The sequence below is a fragment of the Variovorax multivorans genome (assembly GCF_051216835.1).
Classification (GTDB): domain Bacteria; phylum Pseudomonadota; class Gammaproteobacteria; order Burkholderiales; family Burkholderiaceae_C; genus Variovorax.
The window spans coordinates 457,884-472,543 of record NZ_JBPJZL010000007.1 but is presented as its reverse complement, the minus strand read 5'-3'; the positions used below and the strand labels follow the sequence as shown (position 1 = coordinate 472,543).

General features: G+C 65.4%; 15 protein-coding genes and 1 pseudogene. 4 read left to right on the top strand and 12 right to left on the bottom strand.

All coding sequences use genetic code 11. The features are described 5' to 3' along the window. Positions 1–384 precede the first annotated feature (384 nt). From ACSFCA_RS21220 to ACSFCA_RS21210, 3 genes are all read left to right on the top strand, one after another. Positions 385–1,626 carry a hypothetical protein gene (locus ACSFCA_RS21220; RefSeq protein ID WP_435460614.1) on the top strand — a complete coding sequence of 414 codons (1,242 nt, stop codon included), beginning with the start codon at positions 385–387 and terminating at the stop codon, positions 1,624–1,626. 55 nt (positions 1,627–1,681) lie between these two features. Then, positions 1,682–2,122, top strand: a complete 441-nt coding sequence (locus ACSFCA_RS21215; RefSeq protein ID WP_435460615.1) for a hypothetical protein — start codon at positions 1,682–1,684, stop codon at positions 2,120–2,122. A gap of 199 nt (positions 2,123–2,321) precedes the next feature. Further along, entirely contained in the window at positions 2,322–2,660 is a 339-nt protein-coding gene (locus tag ACSFCA_RS21210) for a helix-turn-helix transcriptional regulator (RefSeq protein ID WP_435460616.1), read from the top strand. A gap of 450 nt (positions 2,661–3,110) precedes the next feature. Here the strand turns inward: ACSFCA_RS21210 and ACSFCA_RS21205 are convergent, their stop codons facing one another. From ACSFCA_RS21205 to ACSFCA_RS21150, 12 genes are all read right to left on the bottom strand, one after another. Then, entirely contained in the window at positions 3,111–4,100 is a 990-nt protein-coding gene (locus ACSFCA_RS21205; RefSeq protein ID WP_435460617.1) for a Bug family tripartite tricarboxylate transporter substrate binding protein, read from the bottom strand. Beyond that, positions 4,097–4,927: an ABC transporter ATP-binding protein gene (locus tag ACSFCA_RS21200; RefSeq protein WP_435477364.1), complete on the bottom strand. Its 831-nt coding sequence runs from the start codon at positions 4,925–4,927 to the stop codon at positions 4,097–4,099. Before ACSFCA_RS21200 ends, ACSFCA_RS21205 begins: the two co-directional genes overlap by 4 nt. Before the next feature lie 3 nt (positions 4,928–4,930). Beyond that, positions 4,931–5,710: an ABC transporter permease gene (locus ACSFCA_RS21195; RefSeq protein ID WP_435460619.1), complete on the bottom strand. Its 780-nt coding sequence runs from the start codon at positions 5,708–5,710 to the stop codon at positions 4,931–4,933. Then, the gene (locus tag ACSFCA_RS21190; RefSeq protein ID WP_435460620.1) at positions 5,707–6,552 is read right to left on the bottom strand and encodes an ABC transporter permease; all 846 of its coding nucleotides are present in this window, start codon (positions 6,550–6,552) and stop codon (positions 5,707–5,709) included. Before ACSFCA_RS21190 ends, ACSFCA_RS21195 begins: the two co-directional genes overlap by 4 nt. Before the next feature lie 2 nt (positions 6,553–6,554). Continuing rightward, on the bottom strand, positions 6,555–7,544 hold the full coding sequence (locus ACSFCA_RS21185) for an ABC transporter substrate-binding protein (protein ID WP_435460621.1): 990 nt from the start codon (positions 7,542–7,544) through the stop codon (positions 6,555–6,557). Between the two features lie 46 nt (positions 7,545–7,590). After that, complete coding sequence (locus tag ACSFCA_RS21180) at positions 7,591–8,475, bottom strand: TauD/TfdA dioxygenase family protein (protein ID WP_435460622.1); 885 nt, start codon at positions 8,473–8,475, stop codon at positions 7,591–7,593. 7 nt (positions 8,476–8,482) lie between these two features. Next, entirely contained in the window at positions 8,483–9,031 is a 549-nt protein-coding gene (locus ACSFCA_RS21175) for a MarR family winged helix-turn-helix transcriptional regulator (RefSeq protein ID WP_435460623.1), read from the bottom strand. Positions 9,032–9,033: 2 nt separating this feature from the next. Beyond that, positions 9,034–9,714 (bottom strand): dienelactone hydrolase family protein, encoded by a 681-nt coding sequence (locus ACSFCA_RS21170; protein WP_435460624.1) that lies wholly within the window; start codon positions 9,712–9,714, stop codon positions 9,034–9,036. A gap of 11 nt (positions 9,715–9,725) precedes the next feature. Further along, the gene (locus ACSFCA_RS21165; protein WP_435460625.1) at positions 9,726–10,544 is read right to left on the bottom strand and encodes an SDR family NAD(P)-dependent oxidoreductase; all 819 of its coding nucleotides are present in this window, start codon (positions 10,542–10,544) and stop codon (positions 9,726–9,728) included. Positions 10,545–10,655: 111 nt separating this feature from the next. After that, on the bottom strand, positions 10,656–11,558 hold the full coding sequence (locus ACSFCA_RS21160; protein ID WP_435460626.1) for a LysR family transcriptional regulator: 903 nt from the start codon (positions 11,556–11,558) through the stop codon (positions 10,656–10,658). A gap of 82 nt (positions 11,559–11,640) precedes the next feature. Beyond that, the gene (locus tag ACSFCA_RS21155; protein ID WP_435460627.1) at positions 11,641–12,744 is read right to left on the bottom strand and encodes a TauD/TfdA family dioxygenase; all 1,104 of its coding nucleotides are present in this window, start codon (positions 12,742–12,744) and stop codon (positions 11,641–11,643) included. Positions 12,745–12,770: 26 nt separating this feature from the next. After that, the gene (locus ACSFCA_RS21150; RefSeq protein WP_435460628.1) at positions 12,771–13,778 is read right to left on the bottom strand and encodes a tripartite tricarboxylate transporter substrate binding protein; all 1,008 of its coding nucleotides are present in this window, start codon (positions 13,776–13,778) and stop codon (positions 12,771–12,773) included. A 345-nt stretch (positions 13,779–14,123) separates the two neighbouring features. On the opposite strand from ACSFCA_RS21150, the pseudogene ACSFCA_RS21145 reads away from it, so the two are divergent. Continuing rightward, a pseudogene (locus ACSFCA_RS21145) lies at positions 14,124–14,555 on the top strand (tyrosine-type recombinase/integrase); the annotation flags it as partial. Positions 14,556–14,660 lie beyond the last annotated feature (105 nt).

Below are 14,660 nucleotides of genomic sequence, written 5' to 3'. Positions count from 1 at the left end.
ACCGGGGGAGCATGCGCAGTGCTAGAACCGACGGATTCTGGCCACGAGTTGACGGTGCTCTCAGATGTCGCACGGTGCGCAGCCGGGAAGAGGAAACGCAAATATCTTAGTATTTGCATAGAGGCTGACTTGAAAACCCAATCCCTCGAAGTTTGAATCGGTAGCGGGCTGTGCGGCCGAAAAACTGTAGCGGAGCCTGGACTCGATGTCCGCCTCCTCCCAGATTTTCGGCAGTGGCGGCGCGCAGTTTCTTATTCGAGCCCAGAGGATGCTTTTTTGGAAGAGGAATCATGAAGGTTGTTGCGGAACACGCCGCATAGCTCTTCGAGATACCCAAGCCGCGCTTGACCTGAGCCTTCTTTTTACTTGACCGTGGAGATGTACGTGAAGCGATCCGAACTGTACGCGTTGGTCTGGCAAACACCGCTTCGCCATTTGGGGCCGAATCTCGGCCTGTCCGATGTCGGACTCTCCAAGCTCTGCCGCCGATACAACATCCCTGTTCCACCCGTCGGCTATTGGACCCGTCTCGCGGTCGGCAAGATCTGCGTGCAGACCCCGCTGCCGCCTTCCGACGTCGATCACGAAGTCCACTTGCCGGAGAAAGACACCACGGCGGCCCGCTCTTCCGACGCCACGAGGATCCAGCAGGTCCAGCAAGCGCTTTCCCGGGCCAGGGATGCCGTTGTGCTGCAGCCCATCGATGTACCGCCCTCACTCGACCACTGCCCCCCACTGGTGGCGAAGACCGCCCGCTTCTTCCAGTCCATCGAGCGCGATGAGGCGAAGTTGGCGGTGGAGGCGGAAGAAGCCAGACGACTGCGCAAGCCCTTTTTCGGCGCCATGTCGAGCCACAGAATGACCTCGGGCCGGTACACCTCCGGCAGCGGCTGCCTGCGCATCACCGCAACGCTGACCCACATCGACTGGATTCTCCGTTTCCACGAAGCGCTCATCCGGGGACTGCTTGCCGGAGGCTGCCAGGTTGTCACTGGCCGGGGAGACGCATCGAACACGGTTGAGATCCGGCGCGCGGGCGGCGCCATCAGGCTGAACTTCTCCGAACAGGTGGAGAAGATTGCTCAACCCAAGCGTCAGGATTTCCTCTTTCATCGAGATGAGTACAGGGCCCTCGATGGCTACAAGCTGAAGTTGGAGAGAGACTGGCACGTCATCGCCCGCCAGTGGACAGGCAGCCGCGAACAACTGGAGCAGCAACTCCCGGAGATCACGCGCGCTCTGATCGCATTCCCGGAAGCCGAAGCACTCAGGTCCAAGCTGCTGGCCGAGGAAGCCGCTATCCGACGAAAGCAAGAGCAGGAAGCAGCCCGGGCACACAACATCGCGAAGGCCGCAGCGCAGGCGCATGCGCAGCGCCGGGAGGCGCGGGCGAATCAGCTGCCTCGCGCCGTGGAGGTCGGCCAATCCCTGACGACCTATCACGGTGTCCTGGACGTCCTGTCGCGCCTGGAGGAGGGGATCGCCGGCGATCAACCCGAGGATGACGCATTGCGTACATGGGTCGCACTCGTGCGAAGCGGTCTCAAGGACTCCGTGCATGAACTGGCCGACGCGTTGCGTGCCGAAGCGGCGCAACCAACGCGGCCGCTTTGGTGGCCGGAATGAGGCGCGACCCAGACCACATCTTCATCAACCTTCGCAGAAACGATCGGAACCCGACATGGCCGAAAACCGCCGAATCCTTGCGCACGTTCTCATCGAGATGAACCCGCTCGCGGGCCAGGGCGCGGAGGCCACCAAGGCCGCACTGCGATCGGCAATTCAGGTGGGGTTGAATGCCCAGGTTCTGGAGTTGAACGTCTATCCGATCGCCGCGGTAGATGGAGCGCGTCATGTGAAGGCACAGATTCCACACTCGGAACCCTCGGACCATGATCAGGTCGTCGAAGAGTACATGCACAGCGGCATGCAGGTTCAGATTTATCGCGAGGCTGGGCAAAAATCGCCGCCCGGCTACTTCGCCGTGGTCTTGAACCCGACTGCGAAGAATCCCAGCGGAGCGGTTATCGACGCAAAGTCCTACACTGAACTGAAGCAAGCCGCCGAAGCACGAGCCGAACGCAAGGCGTTTCTGCTGCAAAGAAAGAAGGGAGGAAATTGAAGGGTATCGGCCCACACCCACTTTGGTTCAGAGTGCACGAAGGTTCGGCATGTGCTGAACGCCCTTTCCGATTCGCACGTCCCGCTCCAGTACGCTTCGCATTGCTACAGCGAGTTGGTCTCAGCAGACATCCCCGGCAACCTATGGACGTCCCGCAACAGCATTGGATGCGCTGCGGAAGAACCGAAAGGCAATACCCATGCGAGCCCAAACCAACCATGAATCGAGCGCGTTTGTCGCCGCAGACCCTACCGCTCAACGAGCCATGCAGGCGGCTCGTCTGCTGCAGGAGGCGCTCACGCTCCTTTGCTCCGACTCAACGATGCCGCTGGCGCAGACAATCAGGCGCGCCCCCGACAGGCTTCTGAGACTGCCTGAAGTCGAGCGCCTCACCGGCCTGCGCAGGTCAGCCATCTACGAACAAATGCGCAGGGGCATCTTTCCGCGCTCGGTGAAAGCTGGACAGCGCACTGCGGCATGGCCGGAGAGCACCGTGCAATCGTGGATCGCGGAGCGCATGAACGGGCGCACGACTTGATTCGATAAGCCGAACCGAGCCGCCCGGACGGCGCGAACCTGCTCTTGGCAAGCGGTTAGGACAGCGCATCCTTCACACCAGCGGACAGGCCCCTCCCGGCGACTGCTCCTCCTCGCAGGGAATTGGTGCTGCCGACCCAAAGCAGGCCTTCATCTCGACAGCCTGAACGTCAGCACTGCAGCACGTTTGCCGTCCTTCCCGACCGCTCGGGGAACTCACGCTGCAATGCCGGTTGCGGTCATTCAGGTGCGACGAGGATCTCGAAATCGACGACTGGTCCAGGGTGGTGCAGACATAGCCCGTCGCCGACGCTCGCGTTGCCGGCGCCATCCAAACATGGACATGCCCGCACATTGACTTTCATGAGGGTCCCGATGACGTCCGATACCGCCGATTTTCAGGCAACGTGTACGGAGAAGCCGTCCACAGGCTGCCGGATCGGGGAGAGGTCTACTCGCGCGCGATCTTCGCCTGTCGCACATAGACGCCCCAACGGTCGTGATCGCGCTTCACGACATTGGCGAACTGCGCCGGCGTCTCGTTGACTGGGTCAAAGGCCATCGTTAGCAAGGTGTCCTGGAAGGCCTTGGTGCGGATCGCCGTCGCGACACCGGCGTACAGCGGTCGCAGCACGGCGTCGCTCAGCTTCGCTGGTCCGAAGAGCCCATTCCAGCCGCGGATCTCGAAGCCCGGCAGGCCGAGCTCGAGCAAGGTGGGGATGTCGGGCATCAGCGCGCGCCGCTTCTCGCCGGCGCTGCCGAGGATCTTGAGGCGGCCGTCCTTGGCGTACTGCGCCGCGGTCGAGGGCGAGTCGAACATCAGCTGCACGCGGCCGGTGAGCAGGTCCTTCAGCGCGTCGGCGCTGCCCTTGTACGGGACGTGGACAAGGTCCATGCCCGTGGTCTGCCGCAGCACTTCGCCGTAGATGTGCGAGACGGTACCGGTGCCGAACGAGGCATAGGCCAGCGTGCCCGGGTGCGCCTTGCCGTAGGCGATCAGTTCCTTGACGTTCGACACCGGTAGCGTCGGCGCCATCACCAGGACCACGCCGCCGGCGGTGGTCTGCGCGATGGGCGTGAAGTCCTTGAAGGTGTCGTACTGCACCGACTTCAGCGTGTGCGGGTTCTGCGTGACGACACCGTCGGAGATGTACATCAACGTATGGCCGTCGGGCTCGGCGCGTGCCACTTCCATGGCGCCGATGCCGCCGCTCGCGCCCGGCTTGTTTTCGACGATGACCGAGGTGCCGAGCGACTTCGACATCTCGAGCGCCAGCACGCGCGCCTGCGTGTCGGTCGGGCCGCCGGGCGCGAAGCCGACGATGATGCGGACCACTTTGCCGGGCTTGGGGAAGACGGCTGTCTGCGCCCACGCGCTGGCGGCGCTCGACATCGACAACGCCACGACGCCCATCATCTCGAGCAGCGTCCGCCGCTTCATGGCTGCACCGCCACAGTCTTGGCGGCCTTCGCGGCCTGGATGCCCCTGTAGACGCGCGTTCGCAGTTCAGCGAACAAAGGCTCGACGCGCGTCAAAGCTTGTGTGCGCGGGCCCGGGATGTCGACTGGCACGTCGTCGAGCACTCTTGTGGGCGACGACGACAACACGAGCACGCGCTGGCCCAAGTACACGGCCTCGTCGATGTCGTGCGTGACGAAGATCACGGTCAGGTCGAGCTCGCTCCAGAGGCGCAGCATCAGGTCTTCGAGGTCGGCGCGCGTCTGCGCATCGACCGCGGCGAACGGCTCGTCGAGCACCATCACCTTGGGTTGGTACGCGACGGCGCGCGCGATGGCCACGCGCTGCTGCATGCCACCCGAGAGCTGCCACGAATACGAGTCGCCGACGCCGGCCAGCGCCACGGCTTCGAGCGCCGCATCGACCATGTTCTTGCGCTTGTCCTTGGGCACCTTGCGCTCACGCAAGGGCAGCTCGACGTTCTCGCGCACGGTCTTCCACGGGAACAAGCTGCGGCCGTATTCCTGGAACACGATCGCCATCTCCTCGGGCGGCGACGTCACGTCGTGCCGGTTCACGTGGATGATGCCGCGCGTGGGCGCCAGCAGGCCCGACAGGCACTTGAGCAGGGTCGTTTTGCCGGCTCCTGAAGGGCCGACAATGCAGGTGAAGTCGCCGTGCCGCACGTCGAAGCTCAGGTCGCCGATGGCCTCGACACGCCGTTCCTTCGACTCGTAAACCTTTTGCAGATGCTGGACCGACACCACCGGCTGGGTGGAAGATTGTTCGTTGTTCATGACAGCGCTCATGGTTCAGCTCTTTCTTTCGAGATCGCGCATTCCGTAGTACCAGCCGAGCACGTGATGCTCGAACAGCCTGAAGACCATCGACAGCGCGAAGCCGAAGAGGCCGAGCATCAGCACGCCGCTCCACATCTGCGGGATCTCGTAGCTGCGCTGGAAATAGATGATGGCCGAGCCCAGCCCGTCGAGCGCGGCGAACATCTCGCTGATCACCATCAGCACGATGCCGATCGACAGGCCCAGCCGCATGCCGACGATGATCTGCGGCGACGCGGCCGGCAGGATGAAGTGCCAGAGGCGCGCGAAGCCCTTGATCTGGTAGGTGCGGCAGGTGTCGTCGAGCACGGAGTCGACGGCCTTCACGCCTTCGACCGTGTTCAGCAGGATCGGCCAGACCGCGCCGGCCACGATGACCGTGATCTTCATCGCGTCGCCGAAACCCATGCTCACGATCAGCAGCGGGATCAGCGCCACCGGCGGCACGGCGCGGAAGAACTCCAGCACCGGCTCGGCCGCGCGGCGCACGCCGGCATGGCTGCCGATGACGATGCCGATGGCGGTGCCGAGAATCGTCGCGAGCACGTAGCCGGCCATCAGGCGCTGGAAGCTCGGTATCACGTCGGTGAAGAAGCGCGGGCCGAGCCACAGGCCGTTGAACTTGTCGAGCACCGCCGCGAGCGACGGGAAGTAGAAGTTGGTCGAGTCGGCGCTCAGCGCATAGAGCAGGCCGAACAGGATCAGCGGCAGCGCCAACTCGACCACCAGCTTGCGGGCGAAGGACGGAATCAACGTGTACCTCCGGCATTGCGAACGCTCGGATGCCATTTGAGAAGCCGGCGTTCGAGCAGGCGCGCGGCCATGTTGATCGCCACGCCCATCAGCCCGGCCACGAGCACGTAGGCGTAGGCCTCTGGCGTCGCGTTGGAGGCCTGGGCCACCACGATGCCGCGGCCGACGCCCTGGCTGCCGATCACCATCTCGGCCGTCACGGCCAGCACCAGCGCTATCGCCGCCGCGAGCCGCACGCCGGTGAACAGATAGGGCAGCAAGGTCGGCCACGCCACATGCCGCACATAGCCGAAGCGGCTGAAGCGGAAGGTGCGTGCGGTGTCGCGCGCGACGCTGTCGATGTCGTTCAGTCCATAGAGCATCTGCAGCAGCACCTGCCAGAAAGCGGCATAAGTGATGAGCACCACGCCCGAGTGGTAGCGCGAACCGAAGAGCAGGATCACGCCGGGAATCAGCGCGACCGACGGAATCGGCCGCAGGAACTCGATGGTCGAGTGCGTGTACTTGCGCGCGCCGGGCGTGAGCCCGACGGCCAGGCCGACGAGCACGCCGGCCACCGTCGCGATCGCGAGGCCCAGCACGCAGGTGCGCACCGTGCAGGCGACGAATCCCCAGAACTCCCCGGTGGTGACGAGCACCGACAGGCGCCCGAGCACGACCGACAGCGGCGGGAAGAAGTCGCGGTTGACCCAGCCGGCGCGCGGCGCGGCTTCCCAGAGGGCCGCGAGCAGCAGGATGCCGACCATCCTGCCCAGCCATCTTGCGATGGCGGACGCGTCGAAGGTGCGGGTGGCCGGGGTCGTGCGCACCGCCCTGCCCACCAGTCCGTTGCTCGCGGCCACGATCACTTGCCTTCGGTCCAGACGACGACGTCGTACACGGCCGGCTTGGTCAGCATGCCGAACTCGTTGCCCGACTTGGAGAACATGTCGACCGACTCGCGCGGGATGTCGACCAGGTACTTCGGCAGGATCAGCTTGGCCGCGACGTCGGGGCCGAGCTTGGTGAACTTGGGCAGCTGCTTCCGCACTTCGTCCGGATGGCCCTGCGCGTATTCCAGCGATTCGTTGATGGCGGTGCGGATCTTCTTGAACAGCTCAGGGTTGGCCTTCAGCTGCGGCTCGCTCGTGAAGTACGACGAGGTCAGCATGCTCTTGGTCGACATCGCCTGGTACGGCGACGCGATCGGCGGAAAGCCCGCGGCGATGGCGGCCGTTCCGAAGGGCTCGGCGCCGACCATCGCGTCGATCTTGCCGGCCTGCAGCGCGGCCAGCGCTTCGGCGAAGCCGAGCTCGATGAAGCGCACCTTGGCCGGATCGCCGCCGTCGGACTTGACGGCCGCCTTGCCCATCATCTGCAGCAGGCCGTTGAGCGCGTTCACGCTGACGGTCTTGCCTTCGAGGTCCTTGGCCGACTTGATGCTGCTGGCCGGGCCGGCGTGGATCATCGTCACGTCCGCGCCCTTGACGCCGGTCGAGCTCGACCCGGCCGAGATGATCTTGAGCGGCAGGCCCTTGTCGCGCGCCTGCAGCACGTTGACCAGCGCGGTGAAGCCGAAGTGGTATTCGCCGCTCATCACGGCCGGCACGGCGCCGGTCGAGGCAATGTTGGCCTTCAACTGCAGGCCGTGCTTCTTCCATATGCCGACCTCCTCGCCGAGGTAGAGCGCGGCCACGTCGGTCACCGGCACGAAGCCGGCGTTGACGGTGGTGAGCGCGGGCGCGGCCTGCGCCATCGCGGGGCCGGCCGACAGCAGGCTGGTGCCGGTCAGGACGGCTGCGACGGCAAGGGCGGCCGCGCTGGTGAAGGTTCTGCGGAAGATGCTGGCTTTCATGATGTCTCCTCGTTGGTTGCTGGCTGGCTGGATCGGTGAATGGGGTTCAGCGCGGCGGTTCGCCGACGATGGTCGTGCGCGTCATGAAGCGGGCGCGGCCGATGTAGTCCGGGATGGCCTTGTGCATCGCGCAGCGGTTATCCCAGATCAGCACCTGGTCCTTCTGCCAGCGCACGCGGCAGGTGTTCTCGAAGCGGGCGCAGTGCTCGTACAGGAAGCGCAGCAGCGGCAGGCTCTCGGCCTCGGTCATGCCTTCGAAGCGCTGCACGTAGACCTGGTTCAGGTACAGGAAGCGCCGGCCCGACACCGGATGCGTGCACACCGCCGGATGCAGCTGCTCGCGGTCGCCGGCCTCGATGTCGAGATCGGTGCGCGCATTGACCGAGCTGAACTTCTTCTTCTGCGCGTGGTAGGCCGAGCCGTAGATGCGCGTCGCGCTGTGCACGACGTTGAGCCCGTCCAGGATCTCGCGCAGCTTGGGCGACAGCGTCTCGTACGCGGCGTACATGCTGAGGAAGCCGGTGTCGCCGCCGAACTCCGGCACCGTCACCGACTTCATGATCACGGCGGCCGGCGGCGACTCGAAGTAGGTGCTGTCGGCATGCCAGCTCTCGCCGATCACGCGGCTGTTGTCGTCGGCATCGCGCTTGATGATGTGGATCTGCTCGTGGCCTTCGACCGACAGCAGCTGCGGCATCGCCATCAGCGGGCCGAAGCGCTCGCTGAAAGCCAGGTGCTGGTCATGCGTCAGCGGCTGGTTCGGGAAGTAGACGACAAGGTAGTCGGCGAAGGCTTGCCGCACCTCCTGCCAGGTCTCGTCATCGAGCGGGCGCGTCAGGTCGACGCCGTGGATCTCTGCGCCGATGGTGCTGTTCATCGGGCGGACGTCGATCCGCTTGAACTTGAGGGGGTTGTCGTAGATGGCAGTCACGGTCGGTTCAATCCTTGTTCATGTGCGGCACGCCGGCGATGAGCTTCTTCAGCAGCGCGACGGCCTGTTGGCGCTCGTCTTCCGACAGCGCGGCGATGAAGCGCCGCTCCCGCTGGCGCGACGATTTCCTGATCTGCCGCTCGAGCTCGCGGCCCGTTTCGGTGAGGTGGACGATGGCGGCGCGGCCGCGCGTGGCGGTCTGCTCGAGCTCGACGATGCCGCGCTGTTCCAGCGCACGCAGGCTGCGGCTGGCGGCGGCCTTGTCGACGTCGGCCGAACTCGCGACCGCGCTGATGTTCAGGTTCTTGGCGAGCCCGAGCGCCAGCACGATCCGGTAGTCGGCCATGCTCAGTTCGAAGTGTTTCTGGTAGTGGCTCGACGCGCCGCGGTTCAGGCGGCCGGCCAGGCTCATCACCAGCACGGCGATGTATTCCTCGGCCAGCGGCGCGATCGGTGCGGCCAACGAGGCCAGTGGATCCGCAGCCCGATCGCACGGCGTGCCGGCCGTGCTGGCCTTGCTGACCGAGCCGGATGAAGTCGCCCTCTTGCCAGCCATCGTCAGGCCGCCCTGTGCGCCGCGAGCCAGCGCAACGAACGTTCCCAGGCGAGCTGGGCGGATGCCGGCTCGTACGAAGCGCGTGCATCGCAGTTGAAGCCGTGGCCCGCGGGGTACACGTGCAGCTCGACCTCGGGGCGCTCGGCGCGGGTGCGCTCGACGCCGACCATCGGGATCGTGTGGTCGGTCTCGCCGTAGTGCAGCAAGGTCGGGCTCTGCGCGGGGCGCTCGAGATGCTCGACGATCTGGCCACCGTAGTAGCCGACCACCGCCGCGATGCCGGGCCGCGACTGAGCAGCCATCCAAGCGACCGAAGCGCCGAGGCAGAAGCCCATCAGCGCGACCGAGCCTTGCGTGCGGCGTGCAAGGTCGGCCGTCGCGAGCGTGTCGACGACCATCGCTTTCCAGTCGATGCGCGGCAGCAGCTTGAGCGCTTCCGCGACCTCTTCCTTGCTGTAGCCTGAGGTGAAGCCGGGCTGCAACCGGTCGAAGAGCGCGGGCGCGTAGGCGTCGTAGCCTTCCTTCGCGAGCCGTGCGCAGACCGACTGGATGTGCGGGTTGACGCCGAAGATCTCCTGCAGCACAACGACCGCGCCGCGCGAGTGGCCTTCGGCGGGCGACGACCAGCAGTCGAAGGCATGGCCGTCGGGCGAAGTGATCTTGATGAAGCCGGGCTGGGTCATGGGGTCTTCCCTCAATCCGCCGGGCCGAGCGCGGTGCCGCCGTCGATCAGGATCTGCGCGCCCGTCACCAGGCTGGACGCCGGCGATGCGAGATACAAGGCCGCGCCTTGCAGGTCTTGCGTCGTCGCGATGCGGCCGAGCGGTGCGGCGCGTTCGAAGGGCTTGCGCGCGTCGGCATCCTTGAGCCGGCCGCCGCCGATGTTGGTGATGACCGGGCCGGGCGAGATCGCATTGACAAGGATGTCGTACTTGGCGAGCTCGTGCGCGGCCTGCCGCACGAGGTAGCCGACAGCCGCCTTCGAGGTCGCATAGATCGAGCTGACCAGCGTCTCGGTCTTCGACGCCGAGATCGAGCTCGTGACGATGATGCGGCCGCCGCCCTGCTTCTTCATGTACGGCACGACGGTCTGCAATGTCAGGAAGACCGAGGTCGTGTTGGTCGCGATGACGCGCTCCCACACTTCGAGCGAGAGGTTCTCGATCGCGCCGGCCGGATTGCGCTCTCCGGCGCCGTTGAGGAAGCCCGGGCCGCCGCTGATGCCGGCATTGGCGAAGACAATGTCGAGCCGGCCATGGCGCCCGACGATGTGAGCGAAAGCCTGGCGCACGGTGTCGGGCTTCGTCACGTCAGCGACCTCGCCGTGCACGTCGCCACCCTCGGCCTTGAGGCGCTCCACGGCAGCTTCGAGCGACGCGCGGTCGACGTCGATGAGGTTGACCTTGGCGCCGTTGGCGGCCATGACTTCGGCATAGGCGAGACCGATACCGCCGGCACCGCCGGTGATGGCGACGATGCGTCCTTCGACGTTGAAGAGTTCACTGGCTTTCATGGTGCCAATTGTGATTTCGCATTAAATGATTCGTCAACAAAGGGGAAACCCGAAGGTCGAACCAATGACTCCTGTCGCGGCCAACCTCCTGGCCTTCGGCCGGCCTGCCTTTCAGCTTCGCTTCGGCACGACGTGCTGCTTCCACAGCCGCTCGAAGCCATCGCAGAATTCGCGCGCCGCCGGCGTCATCGACCGGTGCTTGCCGCGCAGAATCTGCACCGGAATGCGCGGGCTCGGCGCGTACGGCCGCACGACCAGGCCCTTGAAGGCGCCGCCTGCGGCCGTCGGCGCATCGAGCAGCGCGATGCCAGCACCGGCCTGCGCGAACCAGCAGGCGACCGTGCCGGACGTCACCTCCAGGTCGACCCGCATGCCTTGCAGCTGACCGCCGTACACCTGCTCCAGCAGATGGCCGAAGGGTGGCGCCTGCGAGATCGCGATCAGCCGCTCGCCGCGCAGGTCGTCAGCCTTGACGACCTTCTTGCGCGCGAGGTGATGGTCTTCGGGCACCACGCACACCAGCCCGCACTGCAGCGTGCGGACGATCTCGAGCTCGGGATGCGCAGTCGGCAGCATCTCGATGCCGATGTCGCACATGCCGCGCGCGACCGCGTCGCTCACCAGATGCGGCATGACCATGTCGACGTGGATCGTCAGCTCGGGAAACGCCGCGTAGAGCGCGGTCGCGGCCTGCGGCAACAGGAAGGTGCAGAAGCGCGCCGTGCTCGCGATGCGCAGGCTGCCGCCGCGCGGCGCCGCGAGTTCGCGCGACACCGAGCGCGCCTTTTCCATGCTCTTCCAGACCGCCTCGATCTCGGGATAGAGCTGATGCGCTTCCGGCGTCGGCACGAGCCGGCCGCGCACGCGTTCGAAGAGGCGCAAGCCGGCATGCCGCTCGGCCAGCGCCAGCAGCTTGCTCGCGGCCGGCTGCGAGATGTGCATGAGCGCGCCCGCGCCCTTGACGGTGCCGCTCAGCATCACGGCACGGAACACTTCCATCTCTCGCAGGTTCACGTCGTCGTCTCATCGGTGGTGAAGGAGCGGCGAACCCTAACCGATAGGCTGTGCGCTTCCTGCTAGCCTTCGCTGGCCGCGGCTAGCCGTTGCTCGCCGCCATCTCGTCCGTCACCTTGAGGTCAGCCACGCCGCCGCTCGCGACCGGATCGTCGGCGTAGAGCTTCTTGAAGTTGAGCGACGCGCTCTTGCCTTCGCGCTTCGGCACGCCGTTGACTTCATGGAAGATGTACTCGCCCGGCACCTGGCGAAAGCCCGGGGCGTCCATCCACAGCCGCACCAGATGACGCTTGCGCTCGGGCTCCGGATAGTTCTTGAACGAGGTGCGCGCATGCATGACCGTGTAGTTGTTGACCACCAGCATGTCGCCACGTTCGAGGAAGAAGGCCAGCCGGTTCTCGGGCGCGGTGGCGACCGCATCGAAGGTGTTGAGCGCGGCGATGTCCTCCTCAGTCAGCGGCGTGTCGAGCGCGCGATGGCCGGCCACCAGGTTGGAGCGCAGATAGCGCGAACTGAGCTGGCCGTCGCGAACCGCGAAGAGCGGCACGCGCTGGCGCGTGACCGGCGGCTCGCCCGGCGCTTCTTCGCCGACCTGGTGGTAATGGAAGCCGCGGTAGAGCGGCGCCAGCACTTCCGGGTGGTGCTTGCACAGTTCGTCGTGCACCGTGACCGCGCTCACGATCACCGACGCACCGCCGGTCTCAGACTTGTGCCAGCAGGCCAGCGAGATCATCGCGGTGATGTCGTTGTGCGGGCGCAATTCGAGGTTGCTGCGGTACATGCGCGGCGTCGCGTCCTCGGCGGTCGCGTCGACCACGTGGCCGATCAGGTCACCGCTGGTGCTCTGCGACAGCGCGTCGCCGAAGTGCTGGCCGATGCCCCAGACGGCCGAGACGAATTCGTTCTTGCTCATGCTGTCGACCGGCAGGCCGCGGATCACGACGAAACCGCGGCCGCTGCGCACGTCCTCGTACGCGGCCTTCAGGCGCGGCGTGAGCGAAGCCATTGCGAAGTCGGATGCGGTGGAACCCTGTGGCCGCTGCACGTCGGGCAGTGCACGCACGGCGGCGAGCAGCTCGGCGCGTTCGGCGTCGCTCAACTTGAGGCTGTAGTCGGCCGAACTCTGGAAGGACGCGGCCTTCCAGGCGAAGGATTGCGATTGATGTTGGAGACAGTCGTTGCTCATGATGCGACCTGGTGTGTTGAAGAGGATCAGTCCGGCAACGCGCCGGACGACTTGACCACCGGCGCCCATTTCTGGATGTCGGCGCGGATAATGGAATCGAATTCCTGCGGCGTCGAACCCACGGCCTCGACGCCCATGCCCTGCAGCTGCTCGGCGAACTCGGGTGAGCGGATCACCGTCGCCATGTCGGCGCTGGCCTTGGCGACGATGGCCGCCGGCGTGGCGGCCGGCGCCACCACGCCCAGCACGCTGACGGCGCTGACGCCGGGCACGGTCTCGGCGATGGTCGGGATCGACGCGATCGACTTCGGCCGCTCCGGGCTGAAGAGCGCGATCGCCTTCAGCCTGCCCGCCTTGATGAACGGCGAACTGCTGTGATAGATGTCGACCAAGAGCGGCACCTGGCCGCCGATCACGTCCTGCTGGGCCGGCGCGCCGCCCTTGTATGGCACGTGCAGCATGTCGATCCCGGCCCGCGTCTTCAGGAGTTCCATGCCGAGATGCAGCGCGGTGCCGCTGCCCGAACTCGCATAGCTGATCTTGCCGGGCTCCTTCTTCGCGAGCGCGATCAGCTGCGCGAGGTTGTCGGCCGGGAACGACGGATGCGCCGCGATCACCATGTGCTGCACGCCGACTTCGCTGACGGCCGCGAAATCCTTGAGCGTGTCGTAGGGCAGCTTGGGCCGCAGGCTCGGATTGATCTCGTGCGCCGACACGACGATGCCGAAGGTGGCGCCGTCCGGTGCGGCCTTGGCGACGACGTCGGTGCCGAGCACCGTGCCGGCGCCGGGCTTGTTGTCGACGATGACGGGTTGCTTCCAGACCGCCGCCATCCGTTGCGCCAGCAGGCGCGCCATCGCGTCGGTTGCGCCGCCGGCGGCGAAGGGAACGACGAAACGGATCGGCCGAGAGGGCCATGGCTCGTCGGCCGCATGAGCCACCGTCGAGGAATACATCCATACGCTGGCGGTGAGGGCGGCAAGGCCGGCGGCTCGCAGCGAGCAAAGGAAGGTGCGGCGGTTCCGCTGATTCATTTCGGTGTCTCTCTTCGTCCTGCCTACCTCGACGGTGGTGGACTTCGTTGTCGGTACTGTGCCGGATTGTTCGGCATGGAGGCTCCATCCGCAAATGAAGAGTTGTGGGTCAGCGAATAACCATTGGTTATTCGTTCTAGATCAGTTCTCGAATGAAAGTCTGCTCAGTAAGACGCCGAACTGACGGTCAGGCCCCTCTGCAGTTGATCGCCGTTTATCACTCTTGCAGTTGACCTGCCGCACCCGGAAGTCGATCGCGCGAGATCAGTGGAAGGAGAGTCGCATCTGGGCGTAAGCGCAGCGCGCCGTCAGAGACCGTAAGTGGGGGAAACCACATTCAAGAACGGCGATCTCGTTTCACTCAAGGTGCGCGATGTCAGTCAGGGTGACCTGATCGCTTCTCGAACAGTCGTCAAGCAGCACAAGACACAGCACCCCGTGCAGTTCGAAATCACGGCCGGTACTCGTGGGCCCTCCTGAAGTGGATCAAGCTGGCTGGACTGCAGTCCGAGGACTTCCTGTTCCCAAGCCCGATCCAAAACTCGCCGCTTCTTGGGACCCGTCAGTACGCCCGCGTTCTTGAACACTAGGTGGTCGAGCTCGGTCCTGACGCATGCAGACTACGGCACACAACCCGAGCGACGGACAAATGCAACGCTGATCTACCGAAGGACGAAGAACTTGCGCGCAGTCCAGCTTCTGCTGGGCCGCTCGAAGCTCGAATCGACAGTCCGGTACCTGGGCATCGAAGTGGATGACGCGTTAGAGATTTCGGATGGAGTGAACCCCTGCGGCTGGACCACGGGTTCGACGCTCGCTCCATCCAATAGATTGCGTCGGGGTGGGGCGGGGTGAGCTCCGGGTCCTCACAGCCTCAGGCGA